Raw genomic sequence first — 21,921 nt, 5'->3', positions numbered from 1 at the left:
TTTTCTAAAAAAGCCTTTAAAATCATCCTGTTAAATTGTCTGAATTTTTAATTAATGGCATAAAACTATGCATTATTTGAAGGAAGAAGAAGTATAGTAGAGCATTTATGGACATAAATAAGGTTTTTGCAGCCTATATCTAAGAATTTATAGAAATAGTAAGAATATGAGTAAAATAGCTTGTTTGATTAATAATTACAAATAGGTTACAATAAGTAATGTATTTTACTTAAAAAGTGTAAAATCCCTTCTGACATACAGAAAAGCGTATAACTTTCGCATGGAAGCGTAAAACTTTTACTTGCCAGAAGGAGGAGATAATATGGTAAATATTAAAAAGTTGTTTTCAAAGGAAAATAGAAATAAAACTTTAGCCTTAGGACTGACGGGGTTAGTTCTAGTTGGAGGAATAGTAGTATTTTCAATGAGAAAAACTCTTAACGTAGTAGTTAATGGAGAGAGAACGGAGATTGTTACCTATAAAGGTACAGTACAAGGGGCTTTACACGATAATGGAATAACATTAGCACCTAAAGACAAAGTAACACCTTCATTAGAAAGTAAAATATCAAAAAATGAAACAATCACTATAAACAAGGCCGTTAATGTAAAAGTAAAAACAGAAGATGGCGAAAAAGAGATTGTTAGTGCGGAAGATAATGTAGAGAATATGTTAAAATCAGAAGGAATATCTTTTGATGATGATGATAAGATACTACCAGACAAAAAAGAAAGTTTAAAAGATGGAATGAACGTTGAAGTGGTAAAGGTTGATGTAAAAAAAGTTACAGAAGTTCATCCTATAGAGTTTACAACAGAGGTTAAAAAGGATGAAAGTAAACCACAAACGTATACTGAAGTATTAAATGATGGACAAGATGGAGAGAAAAAAGTAACTCGTGAACTTGTTTATGAAAATGGAAAAGAAGTAAGTAATAACGTTATACAGGAACTAGTTGTAAAAGAGCCTGTTAATAAGGAAGTTGTTAAAGGTACAAAGGAAACTCAAACTTTAAGTAGAGGTGGAGAAAGCATAAACTTTAAGAAAAAACTTAGTGTTAAATCCACAGCTTATAATCATCCATTAGGTTCTGCAGAAGCATATACTGCGTCAGGAATGCATGTTTTAAGAGATCCAAATGGATATAGTACAATAGCAGTTGACCCGAGTGTAATTCCTTTAGGAACAAAATTATATGTTGAAGGATATGGATATGCTATTGCAGCTGATACAGGTGGTGCTATAAAAGGAAACAGGGTAGATCTTTTCTTTAACACAGAGGCAGAAGCATCTAACTGGGGCGTTAGAAACTTAGACGTTTATATATTAAATTAACTACGATGAAAGGACAGGCTTTAGGCCTGTCTTTTTATTTTAAATTTTTATTGAAGTAAGTTTTATATGCATATAAAATTTGAATTAAGATGGATTTAAAATATTAAATTGAATATTTATCTATATATTACTTATGATAAAATGAAATTATAAGCTTTAAAATAATAGTATTTTTATGTTTAAGGAATAAATTATAAATATTTTAAGATTAGGAGTGAAGAATATGGATACTTGTAATGTTAGTTTACAAATACTTCCCTCAGTAGAGGATTCAAGGCTTTATGAAGTTGTTGATAAGGTTATTGAATATATAGAATCAACAGGAGTAAAGTTTGAGGTTGGTCCTATGGAAACTACCATGGAAGGAAAAATTGATGATTTGCTAGAAATTGTGAAAAAATCTCAAGAAATATGCATAGAAGAAGGTGCTGGAAGAGTTATATCAATAGTTAAAATTGATTATAAAAAAGGCGGAGTAACCATGGATGAAAAGGTTGGAAAATATAGATAATATGAAGATTAAATAAATTTTATAATTAAACAACTTAATTTACCTCTTGAAAATATTTATATAGTGAAAGATAAATATTTTTAGGAGGTATTTTATATGAAGATAGCAGTAAGGGGTGGACATAATTTTAAGGCAAAGGGAGCTTTGGGGATAATAGATGAAACTATTGAGAATAGAAAGGTTTATAAGGCTTTAATAAAATATTTAAATATAGCTGGTCATAATGTTATAGATGTAACTCCAGGAGAGTGTGATATTAATACTGATTTATATTTAGGAGTTCAAAAGGCCAAAGAGAATAATTCTGAATTATTTTTATCAATACACTTTGATAAAGCTTATGATAAATATGAAGGGCCTTTAGGTACTGGAACTTGGATTTATGGCAGAGGAGGAAAAGCAGAGATATACGCTAAGAGAATAGTAGATAATCTTTCTAAGGGGACTGGACTTAAGAATAGAGGTGTTAAGGAGAATTCTAAACTATATGAATTAAGAAAAACATCAATGCCAGCAGTTTTGGTAGAAGTTTGTTTTTGTGAAGCAACTGAGGATGTTAGGATATATAGGGAAAAAGGCCCAGATCTTATAGGAAAGTTAATTGCTGAAGCTATAAATGAAAAGGAAATAGAAGAAAATATAAAACCTGAAGGTCAAGAGGATTCTTTAAAAGAGAAATTTTTGAAATCAACTAATGCAAAAGCTATAGCTAATTTAGACCCTAGAGACAATCCAAGTAGCATATATAAAGATTTAGGAGAGATATATAAAGGTGAGAGAATAAGAGTTTTACCAGAGATATGTGACAAGAAGGATTATTTGCCTATAATTTATTGGAAAGATACAACTAATATAGAATCTCAAAAGGTATGGGTTAGTGCAAAGCAGAATTATTTAAAAATAGATACTAATGCCACTGTTATAAATGTGGTTACAGAATTAGATGCTAGGTATATAAAGTCTCAAAGATCAAGTAAAATGGGCTGGGTGAAAAATGGTGAAAGACTTTATGTTCATAAAATAGAAAGTGGATATGCACTAGGAACTTATTTTGCAAGTAATGGCTATAAGACAGCTTGGTTTACAGCAAAATATATAAGTTTAGATTGATTTTTATAAGACCTGGTTTTCTAGGTCTTGTTTAATTACCTTTTAAGATTTCAAATTTGTTTTATAAACTTAAGCAATATAGAATAAAATATGATAAAATTACATAAGAAATATAAGTTGAAAAGGAGATTATTAGACATGTTTAGTATTGCCTTATGTGAAGATAATTCCTTGCAAAGAGAAGAATTAAAAAATAATTTAAGTAAAGTTTTAGATGAAATAGGAGTAGAGTATAAACTTTTAACCTTTGAGACAGGAGAGGATCTATTAAGGGAATATCCAGAAAATTTGGACATGCTTTTTTTAGATATTCAAATGGGTGAGTTAACAGGAATGGAGACTGCTAGAAAGGTTAGAAAGTATGATGATAAAGTTGAGATTATATTTATAACTGCTTTATGGGATTATATTCAAAAAGGTTATGAAGTTCGTGCTTTTAGATATTTAATAAAGCCAGTTAAATTTAAGGAGCTACAAGAGCAGGTTACAGCTTGTGTAGAAAATATTTTACATAAAAGATATACATACATAACAATAAAAGATAAAAATAATGTTTTAAAGATTAGAACAGAAGATATACTTTTTCTTGAGACTTTTGAGAGAAAGGTAATAATACATACTAATTCTCAAGATTATATAGTAAAGATGAGTATGAATAAACTAGAAAAGGAGCTTAATAATAAGGGCTTTTTTAGATGTCATACTAGTTATATTGTAAATTTAATAAAGATAGAAGAGATTAAAAAGGATTATCTTTTAATAAATAAATTTACTTTACCTGTAAGTAAGCATAGAATGAAAAATTTAAAATTAAGGTTAACTAGCCTTTTAGGGGATTTAATATGTTAATGAATCAAATGTTTTGGGACTTCATGGAGAATGCTTCCATGATTATAGAATGGGTAAGTTTTTATTTGATTATAAGTCAATTTAGCCCTAAGAAAAGAAAAAATAAACAAGAAGTTTATTCCTTCATTGTAATAATAATTTTTTCTATCTTATTAAAAGTTCTAAATGTATATCCAAATGAAAGAATAGTAATATGTTTTTTTATAGGTTTAATATATTATAAATTTAATTTTAGAGTAAACAATATAAAATGTATTATGATCTCATTAATATTTTGGTTATTTATGCTTACAGTAGAAGCTCTATCTATTTCTTTTATAGTAAAAATAAATAGTTTAGTTAATGTATCGGAGCTTTTAGGTAAAAATATCTATAGGATGGAAACTATGATATTATCAAAGGTTATTTTAATATCTTTAATAATGGTTGTTAGATGTTTAAAGTTTCGTGTAGATATTGGAAAGGGAGATTTTATTTATATTCTTACTCCTATAGCTACTAATATAATTATTATTTTAGTTATATTTGGATATGCCTTTAAAGGGGGACGAGAAGGTTTTGGAGATAATGTATCCATATTCTTTGTTTCAATATTATTGTTATTATCTAATATGTCCTTAATGTTTATTGTTAGTAAAATAATAAAAAATAACAAATTAAAATTAGAAAATGAATTTATAAAGGACAAGTTAGAAATGGAATATAAATATTATTCTAATTTAAAAGACAATCAAGAAAAAGTAAAGAGACTTTATCATGATATTAAAAATCACATAGCCTGTATTGAAGGAAATAACAAAGAAACAGGTATAAGAAAAAAATATATAGATAGTCTTAATTCAGAAATAGACAAGCTAAACTTAGGATTTAATACTGGAAATGAAGTGTTAGATGTAATATTAAATAATAAGAGAGAAAAATGTATGGAAAATAATATTTCTTTAAAGGTTTTTATAGATTTTTCAAAGGTTAATTTTATTGAGTACTTTGATATCTGCACAATTTTTTCTAATTGCATTGATAATGCAATTGAAGCTTGTAAAAAGATTAAAGATAATAATAGATACATAAGTTTAAAAGGTAATTGTGTAAATAATTTTTATGTTATTAAAATCGAGAATTCTAAAACAAATAAAATAAAAAAGTTAAATGGAGATTTTTTAACTGATAAAAAAGATAAGTTTTTACATGGTATTGGCCTTAAAAATATAAGACTAGCTTTAGAAAAATATAATGGAGAAATAATTATAGAACCTTTAGATGACAAATTCATATTAAAAATGCTCATTCCTATAAATCAAGAAAAAGAAGCCTAGATAAAAAAATCTATGCTTCTTTTTGTTATTTATATATTTGTTGACTATATTTATAATTATATTATATTTATATTAATTTTAGAAGGGGTATATTTCCTATAAAAATATTTTAAATTACAAAAAAATTAAAAATGTGTTAATATTATAAAAAAAGGATTCTTGGAGGGAAAATGTTTAAAAAAATATTAGCAATAATAAGTACAGTTACAGTTTTAAGCTTTGCAGGATGTGGAGCTCAGAAAAATAATATTAGTAAGAGTTCTGCAGAGAGTGAATATAGTGGAATGAGTGTTACATATTTAAATGTTGGACAAGGTGATAGTGAGTTAATTCAGGTAAATGGAATTAATATGTTAATTGATGCCGGAACTAATGCAGGAGCTAACGACTTAGTTAAAGATCTAAAAAATAGAGGCATAAAAACTATAGATATAGCCATAGCAACTCATCCTCATGAAGATCATATAGGGGGAATGGATGAAGTTTTAGAAAACTTTGATGTTAAATCTTTTTATGCGCCTAAGGTAGCACATACAACAAAAACTTATGAAAATATGTTAAAGGCAGTAAAAAATGAGGGATTAAAAATAAAGCAGATAAAAGAAGGAACAAAGATTGATTTAGGAAAGGATACAGAGGTTCAGGTTTATTCACCAGTTAAATCTCAGTATGAAGAACTAAATAACTATTCACCAGTAATGAAAATATCCTATGGACAAAATTCCTTTATGTTTACTGGAGATGCAGAAAGCTTAGTAGAAAAAGAAATTTTAAATGAAAATAAGGACTTAAAGGCCGATGTGCTTAAGTTAGGACACCATGGATCGCACTCATCAACTAGTGAGGAGTTTTTAAAAGCTGTTGATCCAAGCATAGCCATAGTTTCTTGCGCTAAAGACAATAAATATGGTCATCCTCATAAAGAGACTATGAGCAATCTTAAAAAAGCTGGCATAACAGTTTATGAAACTTTCAGAGATGGTGACATAACAATAAGTTCTAATGGTAAAAAGTTAGATGTAAAATTACATAGTGAAAATAAATAATAAAAGCTAAATTATAAAATCTTACATTGATTTTTAAGAATATATATTATATAATGACTAGGAAAAATAATATATAGACAGTTCGAAAGCCTCCTGTCTTTAAATAAAACTACGGTGTTTTAAGTATCATTATATAATTTTTTATATAAGATTTATTTTGTGTGCTTTTAACCGTAGAATTTTCTACGGTTTTTTATTTGTAATTATTTTTAGCTTTAAATATATTGTTTTAAATTTAAAATAATATATTTAGGGTTTTATTTACCTTTCTTAAAACATCTTAGTTAGGAGTCTTTTAGAATTTGTATGTTTTAAGGAGGAAATATGACAGATAAAAATATAAAAAGAATAGTTATATCAGCACTTATTGCAGCTTTATATGCAACCTTAACAATAGCTTTAGCACCTATAAGTTATTTAGGGGTACAATTTAGAATATCAGAAATTATGGTTCTTTTAGCCTTTTATAAAAAAGATTATATAGTAGGATTGACCCTAGGATGTTTCATAGCAAATATATTAGGGCCAAATGGTACTATTGATATTGTTTTGGGAACCTTTGCAACCTTTATAAGTGTTTGGGGAATTTATTTAACTGGTAAATATATAAAAGGAAAGAAAGCTATATGGATTGCTTCAATTTGGCCAACAATATTTAATGGTATTATAATAGGTTGGATGCTTAATTATGTTTATGGACTACCTTTAGTTTTATCAATGGGACAAGTTGCCTTAGGTGAGTTTGTTATAATAACAGTAATAGGAGTTCCTGTATTTAATTTTATAAATAAAAAATATTTTGGTAAATTAAATATTATAACAAGATAATTTTATTAATATAGAAATAAACTATTTTATAAAAATTAATAATAAACCTTACAAATTATCTCAAGGAATAACTAGATAAGTTTTAGGATTTAAATTCTTAATAAAACCTAGTAATTCTTAAAGGAGTTTGTAAGGTTTATTTAATTTTAGTTTGTTTTTATAAGCTTATTTATAAATTTTAATTTATAAATGATTAAGTAGCATATCTTTATTAATTTTTTAAAGAGTGAACAGGGGCTGGAATTCTTCCACCTCTAGAGATAAAGTCATCACAATTACCAGGTGAAACTCTCATAATAGGAGCAGAGCCTAAAAGTCCACCAAACTCTACTATATCTCCAATATCTTTATTAGGTACAGGAATTATTCTAACAGCTGTAGTTTTATTATTTATCATGCCTATAGCTGCTTCATCAGCAATTATTCCTGATATTGTAGATGCTGAAGTTTTACCTGGAATAGCTATCATGTCTAAACCAACAGAACAAACACAAGTCATAGCTTCTAATTTTTCAATGGTCAAAAATCCATTTTTACTTTGTTCTATCATGCATTCATCCTCTGAAACAGGAATAAATGCACCGCTTAATCCACCAACATAGGAAGATGCCATAAGTCCCCCTTTTTTTACTGCGTCATTTAATAGAGCTAGGGCGGCAGTTGTTCCATGAGTTCCACAATTTGAAAGGCCCATTTCCTCTAAGACCCTTCCAACTGAATCACCAACGGCAGGAGTAGGAGCAAGAGAAAGGTCAACAATACCAAAAGGAATATCCATAAGTTTAGAAGCTTCCTTAGCTACTAGTTGTCCCATTCTAGTAACCTTAAAAGAAGTTTTCTTTATGGTCTCAGCAACTTCTTCAAAGCTTTTTCCACGAACTTCTTCTAAAGCTTTCTTTACAACGCCAGGTCCACTAACACCTACGTTTATAACTTTTTCAGCCTCACCAACGCCATGGAAAGCTCCAGCCATAAAAGGATTATCTTCTACGGCATTACAAAAGACAACAAGCTTTGCACATCCAAATCCATCTGGAGTGATTAAAGAAGTTTCTTTTATAGTTTCTCCCATAAGTTTTACAGCATCCATATTTATACCATATCTAGTAGAGCCAATATTAACAGAGGAACATACTATATCAGTATTAGCTAGGGATTCAGGTAAGGATTTTATAAGTTTTAAATCGCTATTTGTAAATCCTTTATGTACTAGGGCAGAAAATCCTCCAATAAAATCTACACCAACTTCCTTTGCAGCCTTGTCCATTGCCTTAGCAATATCTAAATAGGAATTACAATTACAAGAAGCAGCTACTATGGATATAGGAGTAACTGAAATTCTTTTATTTATTATAGGGATTCCAAAACGTTTTTCTATGTCTTCACCAGTTTTAACTAGATTTTCAGCAGTTTTTGTTATTTTGTCATATATTTTTTCACTTAAAACTTTAACATCTTCACAAGCACAATCCATTAAAGATAATCCTAAAGTTATAGTTCTTACATCTAAGTTTTGTTCTTTAATCATACTTATAGTTTCTAAAATCTCATTATTCTTTAACATACCATCAAACTCCTAATTAAATTCTATGCATTGAATTAAATATATCTTCATGTTGAACGGATATATCTAGTGAATTTTTTAAAGAAAACTCTTTGAAAATTTCTTTTAGAGAAGAAATATCCTTAGTTGAATTTGATATATCTGTTAGCATTATCATAGTAAAATAACCATCCATAATTGTTTGACTTATGTTTAATATATTTACATTATTGTCATTCAATATACCAGATACACCATGGATTATTCCAACCTTATCTTTTCCAACAACGGTAATAACAGCATTCATATAAAAACCTCCCAATATATATATAAATTATTTATAAACAATTATACATCAAATAATACTTAATTTGTTTAATTTTGGATGAGTTCTTAAATAAATTTAGTTAAATAGGAGGAGGATTTAATTAAGTACCATTTTATAAAGACAAAAAGAGATAAAATTGTTATAATAACAAAAGAGTTTTATATAGTGAGGTGATTAGAATGAGTGGTGTAGCAGGAGAAGGATGCGAGATTTTAGTACCATTTAATGAGAGAAGACCTTTAGCTGAGATAGAGAGAAGTTTAGTTAAAACATATAGAAAACAAGTTTGGTCAAAATTTATAAAAGCTATAAAGGATTATAAATTAGTAGAAGAAGGGGATAAGATAGCTATTGCTATTTCTGGAGGAAAAGATTCTTTAATAATGGCAAAGCTTTTTCAAGAGTTAAAAAAACATGGTCAAATAAACTTTGAACTTGTATTTTTAGCTATGGATCCAGGATATCATCCTCAAATCAGAGAGTTACTTGAGGATAATTGCAAATATTTAGATATACCAGTACATATTTATGATTCAGGAATATTCCAAGTTGTAGACAAAATAGCTAAGGATTATCCATGTTATATGTGTGCAAGAATGAGAAGAGGATCATTATATGGTAAGGCAAAGGAACTTGGATGTAATAAGTTAGCTTTAGGACATCACTTTAATGATGTTATAGAAACAACAATGCTTAATGTTTTATATGCAGGTAACTTTAAAACCATGTTACCAAAATTAAAAGCTGCTAATTTTGATGGAATAGAGCTTATAAGACCTCTATATTATATAGAAGAAAAATATATAAAAAGATGGATTCAAAGAGCTGGAATATGGCCATTAAACTGTGCATGTATGGTAGCTGCTAAAAAAATAGGTAATAAGCGTTTTGAAATTAAAGATATGATTGAAGAGTTTAAAGAAAAGTTTGATGGAGTAGATAAATCAATATTTAGAGCAGCACAAAATGTAAGTGTAGATTCTATTTTAGGATGGGATATTGATGGAGAACATTATTCTTATTTAGATTTTTATGATGAAGAATCCTTATTAAATTCAACGGCTGAGTTAAAGCAAAAAGGATTAGTAAATGAAGCTGTTGCCTATGAAAGACAAAACATAGCTAGAAATCTTATAGGACTATTAGATGATGAAGTAATAGCTGAGAAAACAGGATTATCTTTAAAAGAAATAAAAAGTATGCAAATAGATAATTAAAAAATGGGATGTATTAAGACAAAAAGATAAAACTTATAAATGAGTTTTTACAATTATTAAATTTATAATTGTAAAATTATAATAGGTTATATTATAAAGCTACTTTAGATAATATATTTATAATATTTATAAGTTTTATAGTAGATTTTGTCTTTATACACCCTTTTTATTTTGTATTTACTAAATAGGAATAATAAGGATTAAAAGTGGTTATATGTTATAATATTATATATTGACTTGGTAATATTAATTAAGGAAAGAATGGTGGTATTTATGACCATGCAAGATATTTTGTATTATATACATACATATGGGTTAATTGTATTATTTTTAATAGTTGTAGGTGAATATTGCGTACCTGCAATGCCTACAGGTATAGTAATGCCAGCGGCTGGCATAATTGCAGGACAAGCTCATAAGGGAATAATAAAAGTAATGCTAATATCCTTAATTGCAGGTCTAGTAGGAAGTATAATATTATATTTGTTAGGTTATTTTGTAGGATCAACACTTTTAGAAAAGATTAAAATTAAACATCCTAAAATAGAAGATAAGCTTGAAAAAACAGAAAAAATACTAGAAAAGCATAGTTTTTTAGGGATATTCATATGTAGATTAATACCTATTATTAGAACCTATGTATCCTTAATATGTGGCACTGTAAAGGTTAATTTTTTTAAGTTTATTATTTTTTCTATACCAGGTATATTTTGCTGGAACTTTACAGGAATTGTAGTTGGATATTTCTTTGGAGGAAAGATAAGATTTTAGTTTGTGATTTTGATTTTGTGTATTGAATTTTATTTAGATTTTAGGGGAAAATATTAAATTAAGGGGTTATATGAAAGGAGAAAGAGAAAGTTTTATGGACATAGATGCTGTGCTAAATTATTTTGCAACTTATGGTTTAACCTTGTTATTTGTAATAGTATTTTTAGAATATTTAAATCTACCAGGACTACCAGCTGGAATAATAATGCCTGCTGCGGGGATATTAGCTTCTAGAAATAATCAAAGTATAGTTCTTGTGGTTTTTATATCAGTTGTGGCTGGAGTTTTAGGAAGTATAGTACTATATTTAATAGGATATTATGGAGGGGCAATACTCTTAGATAAATTAGGATTGAAGTTTCCTAAGGTTCAGCCAACCATAAGAAAAAGCAGTACTATTTTAAAGGAAAAAGGACTTTTTGGAGTTTTTCTTTGTAGACTATTGCCTGTTTTAAGAACCATAGTTTCTATTATAGCAGGTTCAGTAAGAATGAATTTCTTTAAGTTTTTAATCTATTCTACTCCAGGGATATTCTTGTGGAATTTGGGATTTATATTTACAGGATATTTCTTTGGAGATGTATTTTTAAAATAAAAATTAGTATGTAAATAAAAATGGCTGTATTAAAATAATAAGTTAAACTAAAATTTATTAATTAATCTTAGAAAATTAAATAATATATTTAAGTTTTAATTATTTTAATACAGCCAATTTAAATTTTATATGAAAAATAATAAATCTAAAAGGAAAATCCTTTTAAAATAAGAGGAAAAGTATTAGTTATTTTCTCATATCTTACATAAGAAAGAAGTTAGCTAAGGTTGAATTAGGATTTTCTTTTAAAATTTCTTTCGCAAGATTAGAACAAATCTCATAAGTTAATAGAGGTTTCTCTAAGGTTCCAAATAATAAAAGCCATTCCATATATTTTGTGGAGTTTTCTAACTGAAAGGCTTTCTTTCCATGATAAAAAGCTAATTCTTCATAATATAAGGGTATCATTACTATAAATAAATAGTAGGATATAAGATAATTGCAGTAAGCAAGTTCCTTTCTTTTTGTCTTTTCTATAGAAGTAAGTTTATTATAAAGATAAAAATAAAAATTATTTTGAGTGTGAAAATCCTTTGTTTTAAGTAAGATTAAGTGTTCTTCTGTTATGTCAAAAATACTACATTTATTTAACTCTAAATTCAATAAATCATTTAATGTTTCCATAATATATCTCCTTATAGTGTAATATATAAGTATAACATACTACATAAGATTTCTTATGTAAACAATTTAGGGTTTAAGCTTTTTGAAATACTTTGTTGTAATATATAAATATAGAGTTTTTAGGTGAGTTTAGGCGAGCTTTTTAAATTAAATATGGAAAGGAGGGAATGTAAAAGAATATAATAGATGAGAATTTTAAAATAATATAAATAGCTTAATTTAAGGAAGTGGTAATATGGTTTTAATATATTTTTTAGTGGCTCTATTATCAACAATTTGTGGATCAATGGCTGGACTTGGTGGAGGAGTAATAATAAAGCCAGTTTTAGATTTCTTAGGAGACTACAATATAGAAACTATTGGAGTTTTATCAGCATGTACTATTTTTTCTATGGCCTTAGTTTCGGTAATCAAACAATTATCTTATAAAAGTAAGATTGATATAAAAAATACTGGGCTATTAGGTATTGGTTCTGTAATTGGAGGATTATTAGGACAAAAGTTATTAACTTTTATATTAAAAATTGTTCAAGGAAGAATTGTATCTTTAGTGCAAAGTGGAATTTTAGCATTGTTATTAATATTTGTTTATATATACATGAATAATAAAGAAAAGTTTAAGAGTTACAAAATTGATAACTTTATTTTAAGCACTATAATTGGGATATTTTTAGGATTAATAGCAGCCTTTCTAGGTATTGGGGGAGGACCAATAAATGTTGCCTTTTTAACAATATTCTTTTCCATGGAAGCTAAGAATGCTGCTAGAGATTCTGTCCTTATAATACTATTTTCTCAAGCATCTAAACTTTTAACTATTGCTTTTGGAACTGGCTTTTCTGGGTATGATCTATCCATGCTTCCATATATGATATTTGGAGGTGTTTTAGGAGGTTTTATAGGGGCAAAATTTAATAGAATCTTTAGTAATGAAATAATATTAAGAGTTTTTAATACTATAACAATTTTAATTATAGGACTAAATATATATAATTTTATAACTGCTATTTAATAAAAACTTTTTAATTTAGGCATAGATGAAATATATATGTAAATAAAATGTGATATAATAATTGAAAAGAATATATTCTCAACAAAGTGAGGGTGATAAAAACATGGGAAGAACTAACATAAGTTACGGAGCTAAGGATATTTTATATAAGCTTATGGGACAACTTTATAAAGGAAAACCACTAGAAATTTTAGGCGTTAATGATATGCCTAAAATAATGGACAGGCTACCAAGAAACTTTTTTGAAAATGAAGTTTCAGATGGAGGGCCTAATGAAATATTTATTTTAGAAGATGGCTCTATTTTACTTTTTGGATATGAGGATGAAAAAAATATAGATGAAAATATGTTTATATACTTAGAGGTGGCTGTTAAGGTTATAAAGAGATATTATAAGCATAGAGGAGCCTTTCCAAAGGTTAGAATGGCTATAATTTATAATTCAAGTGTTAAGGAAGCTAGAAACACATTAAGTTTTGGAGATATACTTATTTGTTCAGAAAGCATATTTATGAATAAGCTAACTGCGGAGAAAGTTTTAAAAGAGTTAAAGGAGAAGGTTTTAGAAGATAATTTAACTCAAGCTGATAAGATAAAATTCATAATGTTGCCACTTATGAAGAGTGAGCATGATGATAGCAATATTTTAAGAGATTGTGTTCAGTTAGCAAAATCAATAAAATCTGAAAGAGATGAGGCAATTATATTAAATGGAATAATTGAATCTACAGATAAGTTTATTAGTGAAGAAGAAGCAAGAGAACTTAAGGAGTTGTTAGAAATGACTAAGATTGAGAGATTATATAATGAAGAAAGAGATTTAGCTGTTAAAAATGCAAGAAAAGAAGAGCAATTAAGAATAGCAAAAAGCCTTGCAGGCATATTATCACCTGAGTTAATATCAGAAAAGCTAGGTATAACAATAGAGGAAATTTACGAGCTTCAAAATGCAGAAGGCTAAAGAGAATAGAAAAATTTACTTTTAATAAAAAGCTTTGGATGAGAATAATTTTTAGAGATGAAAGTTATTTTCCACCAAAGCTTATTTTAGTATTTTAAATAATATATTTAAAATATGAACATCATAAAGAAGATATTCATAAAAATGAAAAATGTGCTATAATTAAAATCATTATAGATTTTTTAAAGGAGAGAAGTTAAAGAATGGAACTTTTAGTTTATGTTAAAGGAAGAAGGGATCCTTTTACTTATAGTGGTGATAGAATAGATGTTTTAGATTTTGAAATGAATGGGATAAAGTATAAGCAAATAAGATATTTTAGAAAAGGTTTTTCCAAATCAGAACTTATAGAAAGTGAATTAATAACTAGAATGAGAGAAAACAAGTAGATTAATTTTGCCATGAATAAAATAAGCCTTTACTCATAAAATAAAACTGATTTAAGATGAGGAGGTGAGATTTATGGCAAAGAAAGATCAACAATCTTCTTGGAATTCAAAAAGATTTAAAGCACCTAAAAAGAATAATGAAGAACCAGTGCCAGAAATTCAAGGAAAAAAATAGATATATATTGAAAAAATAATGAATAAGTGGCAAAATAAAACATAGAAAATTTATTATATGGAGGTGCAGGGGTGAAAAAATTAAATAAGTTTTTATCATTAGGTCTAATGGTATTATTTTCATTAAGTATATTAGTAGGATGTAATACTTCTAAGAAAGAAGAAGCTAAGGCACCAGAAGAAAAAACATCCATAGAAATAGTAGTACCAGATGGACTTCCAGCTATTAGTATAGTTAAAATGATAAAAGAAAAACCAGAAATAATAAAAGGCTTAGATATAAATTATTCAATAGTAAAGGGATCAGATGCTTTAGTTTCTAAGGTGTTAAAAGGAGAGGGAGATATATGTATAGTTCCTTCAAATGTAGCTGCTATTGCATATAACAAGGAAGCTAAATATAAACTTGCAGGAACAGTAGGTTTTGGTTCATTATATGTTATAAGCAGTGATGATTCTGTTAATAGCTTAGAAGATCTTAAAGGAAAAGATGTTTACAATGTTGGTCAAGGATTGACTCCAGATTTAATATTTAAGATATTACTTCAAAATGATGGAATAAATCCTGAAAAAGATTTAACATTAAGTTATGTAAATGCAGCTTCAGAATTAGCTCCTTTATTTATAGAGGGAAAAGCTAAATATGCAGTTGTTCCAGAACCTATGTTAACTCAAATAATGACAAAGAAACCAGAAACAAAAATAGTAGCATCATTAAATGAACAGTGGAAAAAAATGAGTGATTCAAAAATGGGATATCCTCAGTCTAGTGTTATAGTTAAAGAGGACCTAGCAAAAAATAATTCAGAGGCTGTTCAAAAGATCTTAAAGGAAATAGATAATAGTACTAAGTGGGCAAATGAAAATAAAGAAGAAGCAGGTGCCTTTGCAGAAGAAGTTGGCATAACAGGCAAAAAAGAAATAATAGCTAAATCTCTAGAAAGAGCAAATTTAAATTACGTAAGTGCTTTAGATAGTGAAAGTGAATATATTAAATATTATGACAAGATTTACAGCTTAGAGCCTAAAGCTATAGGAGGTAAAAAGATAAATGAAGAAATTTTCTTACAAAAATAAGAAATTAATATTTTTATCTTCAGTTATACTTTTTATTTTATGGCAATTAGCTAGTATGATTATAGGGAGTGAGGTAATATTACCTTCTCCCTATTTAACGTTTAAGGGGTTAATTGAAGTAATAAAATCAAATGATTTTTTCAAAATAATAATAAGTACTTTAGGAAGAACTTTCATAAGTTTTACCTTAGCCTTAGTTATTGCTTTATTTTTAGGTGTGTTTAGTGCTTTTAATAAATATGTTTATAATTTTATGATACCTATATTAAATGTAATGAGATCTTTACCAACAATAGGCTTTATAATACTTGCTTTAATTTGGTTAAGTCAAGGCATAGCTCCTATATTAGTTGGGTTTGTAATGAGTTTTCCTATATTTTATGATGCCATAATAGGAGCTATATTAAATATAGACAAAAATATACTAGAGATGGCTAAGGTTTATGAGATTGGTATGGGTAATTTAATAAAGAATATATATTTGCCAAGCATAAGTTTTGCCATATGTAGAATAATGGTTTCAACCTTTTCCCTAACTATGAAGTTAGTAGTTGGAGGAGAAGTTATTGGACAACCTAAATATGGTATAGGAACGGCACTTTTTGTGGAAAAGAATTATTTAAATACTAATATGGTATTTGCATGGATAATAGTAGTAATTATTATAGGAATAATTTTTTCTTTAATACAAAAAACTATTGATGGTAGAGTTTTTAGGTGGATGAAATAAAATGAGTATTAAATTAATAAATATAGAAAAGAATTTTGGAAGTAAAAAAATATATGATAAATTTTCTTTAACCTTTGAAGAGGGAAAAATAAACTGTATTTTAGGGAAATCTGGGTGTGGAAAAAGCACTTTATTAAATATAATAGCTAATCTTGAAGAGATTAACTCAGGCGAAATTATAGGAGTTCCTAAAAAAATAGCCTATGTGTTTCAAGAGGATAGGCTTATTGAATGGAATAGTATATACACTAACATGGAACTTCCCTTATTAAAAACTTACGCAAAGGATGAAAGAAAAGAAAAAATTAAAAATATCCTAAGAGAAGTTGAACTAGGGGATTGTATGAACTCATATCCTAAAGAGTTAAGTGGAGGTATGAGGCAAAGAGCAAATATAGCTAGGGCACTTCTTTATAATGGAGAACTCCTTTTAATGGATGAACCCTTTAAATCCTTAGATAAAAGTAGCAAAGAAGATATTATTGAGATATTTAAAAAAAATCATTTAGAAAAAAATAATACAGTTATAATGGTTACCCATGACATAAATGAGGCCTTAAGCTTAGGAGATAATATATTTTTATTAGGTGGTAACCCAGTTAGTTTAATGGATAAATTTAAAGATGTACAAAAATCAAAAGAAAAAAATAATATAGAAGATAAAATTCTACTTATTTTAAAAGAATAAGATTATAAAGGAGGGGTACAATGAGCAAAAAATTAGATTTACTACAGGATAAAGAAAGTACATTATTAAGAAAATATATGATACCTTCAGTTGCAGGAATGTTAGGCTTATCAGTGTGTATATTATTTGACACCATGTTTATAGGTCATAAAATCGGAGAATTAGGCTTAGCTGCACTAAATATAGCCTTGCCAATATATAATTTATATAGTGCCATAGGGCTTACTATTGGAGTTGGAGGAGCAACAGCCCTATCCGTAGCTATGGGGCAAAAAAAATTCCATAGGGTAAATAGAATATTTACTTCGGCAGTATTTGCAACTATCATATTTTGTATAATAATAAGTTTATTAGAAGTTTTCTTTTTAGATAAAATAGTTTATATGCTTGGAGCTTCAGAAGCAACCTTTCCTTTAGCTAAAGAATATTTAAAGATTATTTTAGCCTTTAATCCTGCTTTTATTTTTGCATCTGCATTTATTGTTTTTGTTAGAAATGATAGAGAGCCTAAATTAGCTATGTATGCAGTAATAGGATCAAATACAACTAATATAGTACTAGACTATGTATTTATATATATATTTAATCTAGGAATGTTTGGAGCAGCTTTAGCAACATCTATAGGGCAATTGGTAGCCTTAGGAGTTTTATCAATACATTTTATAAAGAAAAATAATACCATGCATATAGAACTTGGAGGAATAAATTTAGATAATATAGGAAAGGTACTTAAAAATGGAGTGCCTAGTTTCTTAAATGAAATATCAGCAGGCTTTGTCATATTTATTTTTAATATTGTAATATATAAATTTGAAGGAGACTTAGGAGTTTCAGCCTATGGAATAATTACAAACATAGTTTTAATATTCATGGCAGTCTTTAATGGAGTATCCCAAGGGGTTCAACCTTTAATAAGCGTAAATTTTGGAGCTAAAAAGGAAGAACGTGTTAAAGAATTCTTAAGGTTAACAAGAATAATAGTACTAATTTTAGGTGTAGGTTTTCTAGGTATGGGACTATTATTACCAAATCAAATGATAGGACTATTTACAAGTGATAGGGGAAGATTATTAAGTATAACTAGACAGGGAATATATCTATACTTTATAGCATTCTTATTTAATGGAAGCAACATACTTAACATAGCTTATTTACAAGCAGTTGAAAAATCAAAGGAATCATCTCTTTTATCAACACTTAGAGGATTAGTATTTGTTATTATATTTATAATAGTCTTACCAAGAATTATAGGGGTTTATGGAGTATGGCTAACAATTCCAATAACTGAGTTAAGTACACTTTTATTATTTTTAATATTTGAAATAAAAAGTAAAAGAAAAAATATATAAAACAATAAAAACCGTTGATTATCAACGGTTTTTATTGTAAATGCAAAGAAGTAAATATAGTATAGTAAGAGTTATAGTGATTTTTTAAACAGGAGGTTAAGTTAGTATAATTAACCTAATAACATACTATGCAGATTTATTAAAATGTGATAATAAATTAAATAAAAATATGATAATAAATTAAATAAAAAATTGTAGAAGTTAAATAAGTTGTATATAATAATATTAAAGCACTTTTTAAAGGAGAGATTTTTTTAATGGACATTGGTAATTATAGAGAGATGGATCCATATATGTTACTTAGTATTATAAATTTAAAATTAAGAGATTACTATAGTGATATAGAAAGTTTGTGTGATGATTTAGGAATTGAAAAAGATATTATTGGACAAAGACTTAAAGACTGTGGATACATATATAATAGAGAAAACAATCAGTTTGTTGCTGAATAATTATAATTTATGTTTTTTAAAATAGGGAGGATTAATTAAATGAACTTAAGAAAAGAACCATATTTATTGGTATTTGGAGCTTCTGTAGTGGATGTGTTTGGATTTAGTAAGGCCAGTTATAGACCCTATAACTCAACACCAGGTCATGTAAAGATATCTTTTGGGGGCGTTTGTAGAAACATTGCTGAAAATATGGCAAGAGTAGGCGTAAATACTAATTTTATGTCCATATTAGGTAATGATGAGCATGGAAAGAGTATAGTAGAGCACTCAAAGAAAATAGGATATCATATGGACGATTCTATGGTAATAGAAGGTGGAAGCACTCCAACTTACTTAGCTATTTTAGATGAAAATGGTGAAATGGTTTCTGCTATTGCAGATATGAAAAGTATAGGAGCTATGAATACTGATTTCATAGATTCTAAAAGAGAAATCTTTGAGAATGCTGAATATACAGTTTTAGATTCTGATAATCCAGAAATAATGGAATATTTATTAAAGAACTTTAAGGATAAAACTAACTTTATCTTAGATCCAGTATCAGCAGAAAAAGCAAGCTGGGTAAAACATCTTATAAAGGATTTCCATACAATAAAACCTAATAGACATGAAGCAGAAATATTAGCAGGTTTCCCTATAACAGATACAGATGACTTAATAAAGGCAAGTAATTATTTCTTAGGTTTAGGAATTAAAAAGGTATTTATAAGTTTAGATGCTGACGGTATATTCTATAATGACGGTGTATCTTGCGGTAAAATAAAGGCAACAGAAGTTGATGTTAAAAATGTTACAGGAGCAGGGGACTCTTTTGTAGCTGGATTAGGATACGGATATATGAATAAAATGCCTATAGAGGATATTGTTAAATTTGCTATGACTATGTCTAATATAACAATATCACATGAGGAAACAATTCATCCAGACATGGCTTTAGATACTGTTTTAGCTAAATTAGAGAAAACAACTTGGGAAGAAGAAAAATACGATTTAAATAAATAGAATAAAATATTTTGTATTTTCTTGTAGGCTTAAACTTTAATCCTACATAAATATATAAATGTGGTGAGGTGAGATTATGAGTAAAAAAATAAAAAAAGGAAAACTTGCTCTATTAGCCCTAGCAGGAAGTGCTTTTGTAGCATCACTGTTATATGATAAAAACCAAAAAAATAAAAAAGATATGGAAAACTTAGAATTAGAGTTACAAAATATAGAATCTGAAGAATAGAAAATGAAAAAGACACTAGTAATTACTAGTGTCTTTTATTTTAAATTAAAGAATTTGCTTTTTCTAAAGCTTCATCAAAATTTGTAGCAAAGTGATCTTCACCTAAAGTATCTATAAATCCCATAAGTCTCATAACTTTTTTTGGCTGTTCTTGTAATTCAGATATTATTAAAGTCATATTACGAGACTTACAACTTAGAGCTATATTTTTTATTTGTTTATATCCTGTAACATCTAAAGTCTTAGTATGTCTCATTCTTAAAACAAGAACCTTTGCATCATCATTTATTTCCTTCATTGTATTCATAAATGTATCTACAGCACCAAAGAAAAGGTGACCTCTTATATCATAGACTAAGACATTTTCTCCAACCTTAAGATTTTCCATATCAGTATCTATATTAGATTTATCAGAACAGTCACTTTCATTTAATTCATTTACTTCTATAGAAGTAGCAACTCTTCTCATAAATAAGCACATAGAAACTACCATTCCTATTCCTATAGCAATTACTAAATCAAATAATACTGTTAAGAAAAATGTTGTTAGTAATATAGCTATATCACTTTTAGGAGCCTTAAGTATTGCTTTAAAAGTTCTCCATTCACTCATGTTATATGAAACAATTATTAATATTGCTGATAAAGTAGTTAATGGAATGAATTTAGCAAGAGGCATAAATACAAGCATTATAAGTAATAAAGTTATTGAATGAACTATACCCGAAATAGGAGTTCTTCCCCCATTTTTAACATTGGCAGCAGTTCTAGCAATTGCTCCAGTAGCAGGAATTCCTCCAAATAGAGAAGAACCCATATTAGCTATTCCTTGTGCTATAAGTTCTGCATTTGAATTATGCTTGTCTCCAATCATACCATCTGAAACAACAGCAGATAATAAAGATTCAATTCCACCTAAAAGCGCTATTGTAAAAGCAGGTCCGATTAATGCTTTTAATGTATTAAGATTTAGGTTAGGAATATGAGGCATTGGAATATTTGAGCTTATTTTACCAAATTGACTTCCTATTGTTGCAACTGGTAAATTAAATATAAATACTACTAAAGTTGTTACTATTAAAGCTATTAAAGATCCTGGAATCTTTTTATTTATTTTTGGCCAAAAGATTAAAATAATAAGTGCTAGTAATCCTATAGCTAATGTATAAAGGTTTGTAGTGTTCATATGAGATATGTAAGCTTCCCACTTAGGTATAAACTCAGAAGGGGTTTTAGTCATTGAAAGTCCTAAAAAATCCTTAACCTGTGTTGAGAAAAGAGTTACAGCTATACCAGAAGTAAATCCTACCGTTATTGGATAAGGTATGTATTTTATTAAGCTACCAAATCGTAATAAACCAAATAAAACAAGAATAATACCAGCCATAAATGTGGCAATTATTAGTCCATCAACTCCATGATTTTGTATAATACCAAATACTATAACAACAAAGGCACCAGTAGGCCCACCAATTTGAACTCTACTTCCTCCTAATAATGAAATTATAAATCCAGCTATGATTGCAGTTATTAATCCTTTCTCAGGAGACACCCCTGAAGAAATACCTAATGCAATAGATAGGGGAAGTGCTATAATAGCAACTATTATCCCAGCGATTAAATCTTTAAAAAATTGTTCTTTTGAAAATCCGTTCTCTTTATCATCTAAAAGAGAAATTAACTTTGGTTTGTACATTGAAATATATCAACTCCTTATAAAACAGTCGATTTCTATTATATTACTTAAATGGTACATTTACAATTTCGTAGAACGATTTGAA

General features: G+C 27.7%; 23 protein-coding genes and 1 pseudogene. 20 read left to right on the top strand and 4 right to left on the bottom strand.

Going from position 1 to position 21,921, the window contains the following annotated elements:
* Positions 1 to 322: 322 nt before the first annotated feature.
* The 7 genes from CPF_RS08515 to CPF_RS08485 all read left to right on the top strand — a co-directional run bounded on the left by CPF_RS08515 (position 323) and on the right by CPF_RS08485 (position 6,996).
* The gene (locus CPF_RS08515) at positions 323 to 1,336 is read left to right on the top strand and encodes a 3D domain-containing protein (RefSeq protein WP_003456055.1); all 1,014 of its coding nucleotides are present in this window, start codon (positions 323 to 325) and stop codon (positions 1,334 to 1,336) included.
* 223 nt (positions 1,337 to 1,559) lie between these two features.
* On the top strand, positions 1,560 to 1,847 hold the full coding sequence (locus CPF_RS08510; RefSeq protein ID WP_003455890.1) for a thiamine-binding protein: 288 nt from the start codon (positions 1,560 to 1,562) through the stop codon (positions 1,845 to 1,847).
* Between the two features lie 96 nt (positions 1,848 to 1,943).
* Positions 1,944 to 2,957 carry an N-acetylmuramoyl-L-alanine amidase gene (locus tag CPF_RS08505; RefSeq protein ID WP_003456038.1) on the top strand — a complete coding sequence of 338 codons (1,014 nt, stop codon included), beginning with the start codon at positions 1,944 to 1,946 and terminating at the stop codon, positions 2,955 to 2,957.
* Positions 2,958 to 3,095: 138 nt separating this feature from the next.
* The gene (locus CPF_RS08500; protein ID WP_003449818.1) at positions 3,096 to 3,806 is read left to right on the top strand and encodes a LytR/AlgR family response regulator transcription factor; all 711 of its coding nucleotides are present in this window, start codon (positions 3,096 to 3,098) and stop codon (positions 3,804 to 3,806) included.
* Positions 3,800 to 5,122 carry an ATP-binding protein gene (locus tag CPF_RS08495; RefSeq protein WP_011590863.1) on the top strand — a complete coding sequence of 441 codons (1,323 nt, stop codon included), beginning with the start codon at positions 3,800 to 3,802 and terminating at the stop codon, positions 5,120 to 5,122. The genes CPF_RS08500 and CPF_RS08495 overlap by 7 nt, the downstream gene beginning before the upstream one ends.
* 170 nt (positions 5,123 to 5,292) lie before the next feature.
* Positions 5,293 to 6,168: a ComEC/Rec2 family competence protein gene (locus CPF_RS08490; protein WP_003457231.1), complete on the top strand. Its 876-nt coding sequence runs from the start codon at positions 5,293 to 5,295 to the stop codon at positions 6,166 to 6,168.
* Between the two features lie 324 nt (positions 6,169 to 6,492).
* Positions 6,493 to 6,996: a QueT transporter family protein gene (locus tag CPF_RS08485; protein ID WP_003457240.1), complete on the top strand. Its 504-nt coding sequence runs from the start codon at positions 6,493 to 6,495 to the stop codon at positions 6,994 to 6,996.
* A 211-nt stretch (positions 6,997 to 7,207) separates the two neighbouring features.
* Here CPF_RS08485 and CPF_RS08480 read toward each other — a convergent pair whose 3' ends face one another.
* Both CPF_RS08480 and CPF_RS08475 read right to left on the bottom strand, forming a co-directional pair.
* Positions 7,208 to 8,560 (bottom strand): PFL family protein, encoded by a 1,353-nt coding sequence (locus CPF_RS08480; protein ID WP_003474040.1) that lies wholly within the window; start codon positions 8,558 to 8,560, stop codon positions 7,208 to 7,210.
* Between the two features lie 16 nt (positions 8,561 to 8,576).
* On the bottom strand, positions 8,577 to 8,846 hold the full coding sequence (locus CPF_RS08475) for an ACT domain-containing protein (protein ID WP_003454568.1): 270 nt from the start codon (positions 8,844 to 8,846) through the stop codon (positions 8,577 to 8,579).
* A 200-nt stretch (positions 8,847 to 9,046) separates the two neighbouring features.
* Between CPF_RS08475 and CPF_RS08470 the strand changes: the two are divergent.
* The 3 genes and pseudogenes from CPF_RS08470 to CPF_RS08460 all read left to right on the top strand — a co-directional run.
* Positions 9,047 to 9,910 (top strand): annotated as a pseudogene (locus CPF_RS08470) (tRNA 2-thiocytidine biosynthesis TtcA family protein); the annotation flags it as partial.
* A 453-nt stretch (positions 9,911 to 10,363) separates the two neighbouring features.
* Entirely contained in the window at positions 10,364 to 10,855 is a 492-nt protein-coding gene (locus CPF_RS08465; RefSeq protein ID WP_003481611.1) for a DedA family protein, read from the top strand.
* 70 nt (positions 10,856 to 10,925) lie between these two features.
* Positions 10,926 to 11,450: a DedA family protein gene (locus CPF_RS08460; protein WP_003474005.1), complete on the top strand. Its 525-nt coding sequence runs from the start codon at positions 10,926 to 10,928 to the stop codon at positions 11,448 to 11,450.
* A gap of 201 nt (positions 11,451 to 11,651) precedes the next feature.
* Here CPF_RS08460 and CPF_RS08455 read toward each other — a convergent pair whose 3' ends face one another.
* Positions 11,652 to 12,074 carry a hypothetical protein gene (locus CPF_RS08455; protein WP_011590861.1) on the bottom strand — a complete coding sequence of 141 codons (423 nt, stop codon included), beginning with the start codon at positions 12,072 to 12,074 and terminating at the stop codon, positions 11,652 to 11,654.
* Between the two features lie 235 nt (positions 12,075 to 12,309).
* Here CPF_RS08455 and CPF_RS08450 point away from each other — a divergent pair, with 235 nt between their 5' ends.
* From CPF_RS08450 to CPF_RS15025, 10 genes are all read left to right on the top strand, one after another.
* Positions 12,310 to 13,086, top strand: a complete 777-nt coding sequence (locus CPF_RS08450; RefSeq protein ID WP_003454673.1) for a sulfite exporter TauE/SafE family protein — start codon at positions 12,310 to 12,312, stop codon at positions 13,084 to 13,086.
* A gap of 103 nt (positions 13,087 to 13,189) precedes the next feature.
* Positions 13,190 to 14,047 carry a hypothetical protein gene (locus tag CPF_RS08445; RefSeq protein WP_011590860.1) on the top strand — a complete coding sequence of 286 codons (858 nt, stop codon included), beginning with the start codon at positions 13,190 to 13,192 and terminating at the stop codon, positions 14,045 to 14,047.
* A 203-nt stretch (positions 14,048 to 14,250) separates the two neighbouring features.
* A complete protein-coding gene (locus CPF_RS08440) occupies positions 14,251 to 14,436 on the top strand; it encodes a hypothetical protein (protein WP_003457312.1) in 186 nt (61 codons plus the stop codon).
* Between the two features lie 246 nt (positions 14,437 to 14,682).
* Positions 14,683 to 15,687, top strand: coding sequence for an ABC transporter substrate-binding protein (locus CPF_RS08435; protein WP_003457296.1), 1,005 nt, complete (start codon positions 14,683 to 14,685; stop codon positions 15,685 to 15,687).
* Positions 15,662 to 16,417, top strand: a complete 756-nt coding sequence (locus CPF_RS08430) for an ABC transporter permease (RefSeq protein WP_003474008.1) — start codon at positions 15,662 to 15,664, stop codon at positions 16,415 to 16,417. Before CPF_RS08435 ends, CPF_RS08430 begins: the two co-directional genes overlap by 26 nt.
* 1 nt (position 16,418) lies before the next feature.
* Positions 16,419 to 17,105, top strand: a complete 687-nt coding sequence (locus CPF_RS08425) for an ABC transporter ATP-binding protein (RefSeq protein ID WP_011590858.1) — start codon at positions 16,419 to 16,421, stop codon at positions 17,103 to 17,105.
* Positions 17,106 to 17,125: 20 nt separating this feature from the next.
* Entirely contained in the window at positions 17,126 to 18,454 is a 1,329-nt protein-coding gene (locus CPF_RS08420; protein WP_003457235.1) for an MATE family efflux transporter, read from the top strand.
* A gap of 257 nt (positions 18,455 to 18,711) precedes the next feature.
* A complete protein-coding gene (locus CPF_RS08415; protein ID WP_003454644.1) occupies positions 18,712 to 18,906 on the top strand; it encodes a DUF4250 domain-containing protein in 195 nt (64 codons plus the stop codon).
* A 39-nt stretch (positions 18,907 to 18,945) separates the two neighbouring features.
* Positions 18,946 to 19,911 (top strand): carbohydrate kinase family protein, encoded by a 966-nt coding sequence (locus CPF_RS08410; protein WP_003454665.1) that lies wholly within the window; start codon positions 18,946 to 18,948, stop codon positions 19,909 to 19,911.
* 76 nt (positions 19,912 to 19,987) lie between these two features.
* The gene (locus CPF_RS15025) at positions 19,988 to 20,140 is read left to right on the top strand and encodes a hypothetical protein (protein ID WP_003457268.1); all 153 of its coding nucleotides are present in this window, start codon (positions 19,988 to 19,990) and stop codon (positions 20,138 to 20,140) included.
* Between the two features lie 40 nt (positions 20,141 to 20,180).
* Here the strand turns inward: CPF_RS15025 and CPF_RS08405 are convergent, their stop codons facing one another.
* Entirely contained in the window at positions 20,181 to 21,836 is a 1,656-nt protein-coding gene (locus tag CPF_RS08405; RefSeq protein ID WP_003457300.1) for a SulP family inorganic anion transporter, read from the bottom strand.
* Between the last annotated feature and the right edge of the window lie 85 nt (positions 21,837 to 21,921).

It is taken from the genome of Clostridium perfringens ATCC 13124, assembly GCF_000013285.1.
GTDB classification, from domain to species: Bacteria; Bacillota; Clostridia; order Clostridiales; family Clostridiaceae; genus Sarcina; species Sarcina perfringens.
This window is presented reverse-complemented; position numbering and strand designations above follow the sequence as displayed.

What these genes read in the sequence shown, in the direction of transcription:
- CPF_RS08515 (WP_003456055.1), top strand. Translation starts at nt 323, where the DNA reads ATGGTAAATATTAAAAAGTTGTTTTCAAAGGAAAATAGAAATAAAACT.
- CPF_RS08510 (WP_003455890.1), top strand. Translation starts at nt 1,560, where the DNA reads ATGGATACTTGTAATGTTAGTTTACAAATACTTCCCTCAGTAGAGGAT.
- CPF_RS08505 (WP_003456038.1), top strand. Translation starts at nt 1,944, where the DNA reads ATGAAGATAGCAGTAAGGGGTGGACATAATTTTAAGGCAAAGGGAGCT.
- CPF_RS08500 (WP_003449818.1), top strand. Translation starts at nt 3,096, where the DNA reads ATGTTTAGTATTGCCTTATGTGAAGATAATTCCTTGCAAAGAGAAGAA.
- CPF_RS08495 (WP_011590863.1), top strand. Translation starts at nt 3,800, where the DNA reads ATGTTAATGAATCAAATGTTTTGGGACTTCATGGAGAATGCTTCCATG.
- CPF_RS08490 (WP_003457231.1), top strand. Translation starts at nt 5,293, where the DNA reads ATGTTTAAAAAAATATTAGCAATAATAAGTACAGTTACAGTTTTAAGC.
- CPF_RS08485 (WP_003457240.1), top strand. Translation starts at nt 6,493, where the DNA reads ATGACAGATAAAAATATAAAAAGAATAGTTATATCAGCACTTATTGCA.
- CPF_RS08480 (WP_003474040.1), bottom strand. Translation starts at nt 8,560, where the DNA reads ATGTTAAAGAATAATGAGATTTTAGAAACTATAAGTATGATTAAAGAA.
- CPF_RS08475 (WP_003454568.1), bottom strand. Translation starts at nt 8,846, where the DNA reads ATGAATGCTGTTATTACCGTTGTTGGAAAAGATAAGGTTGGAATAATC.
- CPF_RS08465 (WP_003481611.1), top strand. Translation starts at nt 10,364, where the DNA reads ATGCAAGATATTTTGTATTATATACATACATATGGGTTAATTGTATTA.
- CPF_RS08460 (WP_003474005.1), top strand. Translation starts at nt 10,926, where the DNA reads ATGAAAGGAGAAAGAGAAAGTTTTATGGACATAGATGCTGTGCTAAAT.
- CPF_RS08455 (WP_011590861.1), bottom strand. Translation starts at nt 12,074, where the DNA reads ATGGAAACATTAAATGATTTATTGAATTTAGAGTTAAATAAATGTAGT.
- CPF_RS08450 (WP_003454673.1), top strand. Translation starts at nt 12,310, where the DNA reads ATGGTTTTAATATATTTTTTAGTGGCTCTATTATCAACAATTTGTGGA.
- CPF_RS08445 (WP_011590860.1), top strand. Translation starts at nt 13,190, where the DNA reads ATGGGAAGAACTAACATAAGTTACGGAGCTAAGGATATTTTATATAAG.
- CPF_RS08440 (WP_003457312.1), top strand. Translation starts at nt 14,251, where the DNA reads ATGGAACTTTTAGTTTATGTTAAAGGAAGAAGGGATCCTTTTACTTAT.
- CPF_RS08430 (WP_003474008.1), top strand. Translation starts at nt 15,662, where the DNA reads ATGAAGAAATTTTCTTACAAAAATAAGAAATTAATATTTTTATCTTCA.
- CPF_RS08425 (WP_011590858.1), top strand. Translation starts at nt 16,419, where the DNA reads ATGAGTATTAAATTAATAAATATAGAAAAGAATTTTGGAAGTAAAAAA.
- CPF_RS08420 (WP_003457235.1), top strand. Translation starts at nt 17,126, where the DNA reads ATGAGCAAAAAATTAGATTTACTACAGGATAAAGAAAGTACATTATTA.
- CPF_RS08415 (WP_003454644.1), top strand. Translation starts at nt 18,712, where the DNA reads ATGGACATTGGTAATTATAGAGAGATGGATCCATATATGTTACTTAGT.
- CPF_RS08410 (WP_003454665.1), top strand. Translation starts at nt 18,946, where the DNA reads ATGAACTTAAGAAAAGAACCATATTTATTGGTATTTGGAGCTTCTGTA.
- CPF_RS15025 (WP_003457268.1), top strand. Translation starts at nt 19,988, where the DNA reads ATGAGTAAAAAAATAAAAAAAGGAAAACTTGCTCTATTAGCCCTAGCA.
- CPF_RS08405 (WP_003457300.1), bottom strand. Translation starts at nt 21,836, where the DNA reads ATGTACAAACCAAAGTTAATTTCTCTTTTAGATGATAAAGAGAACGGA.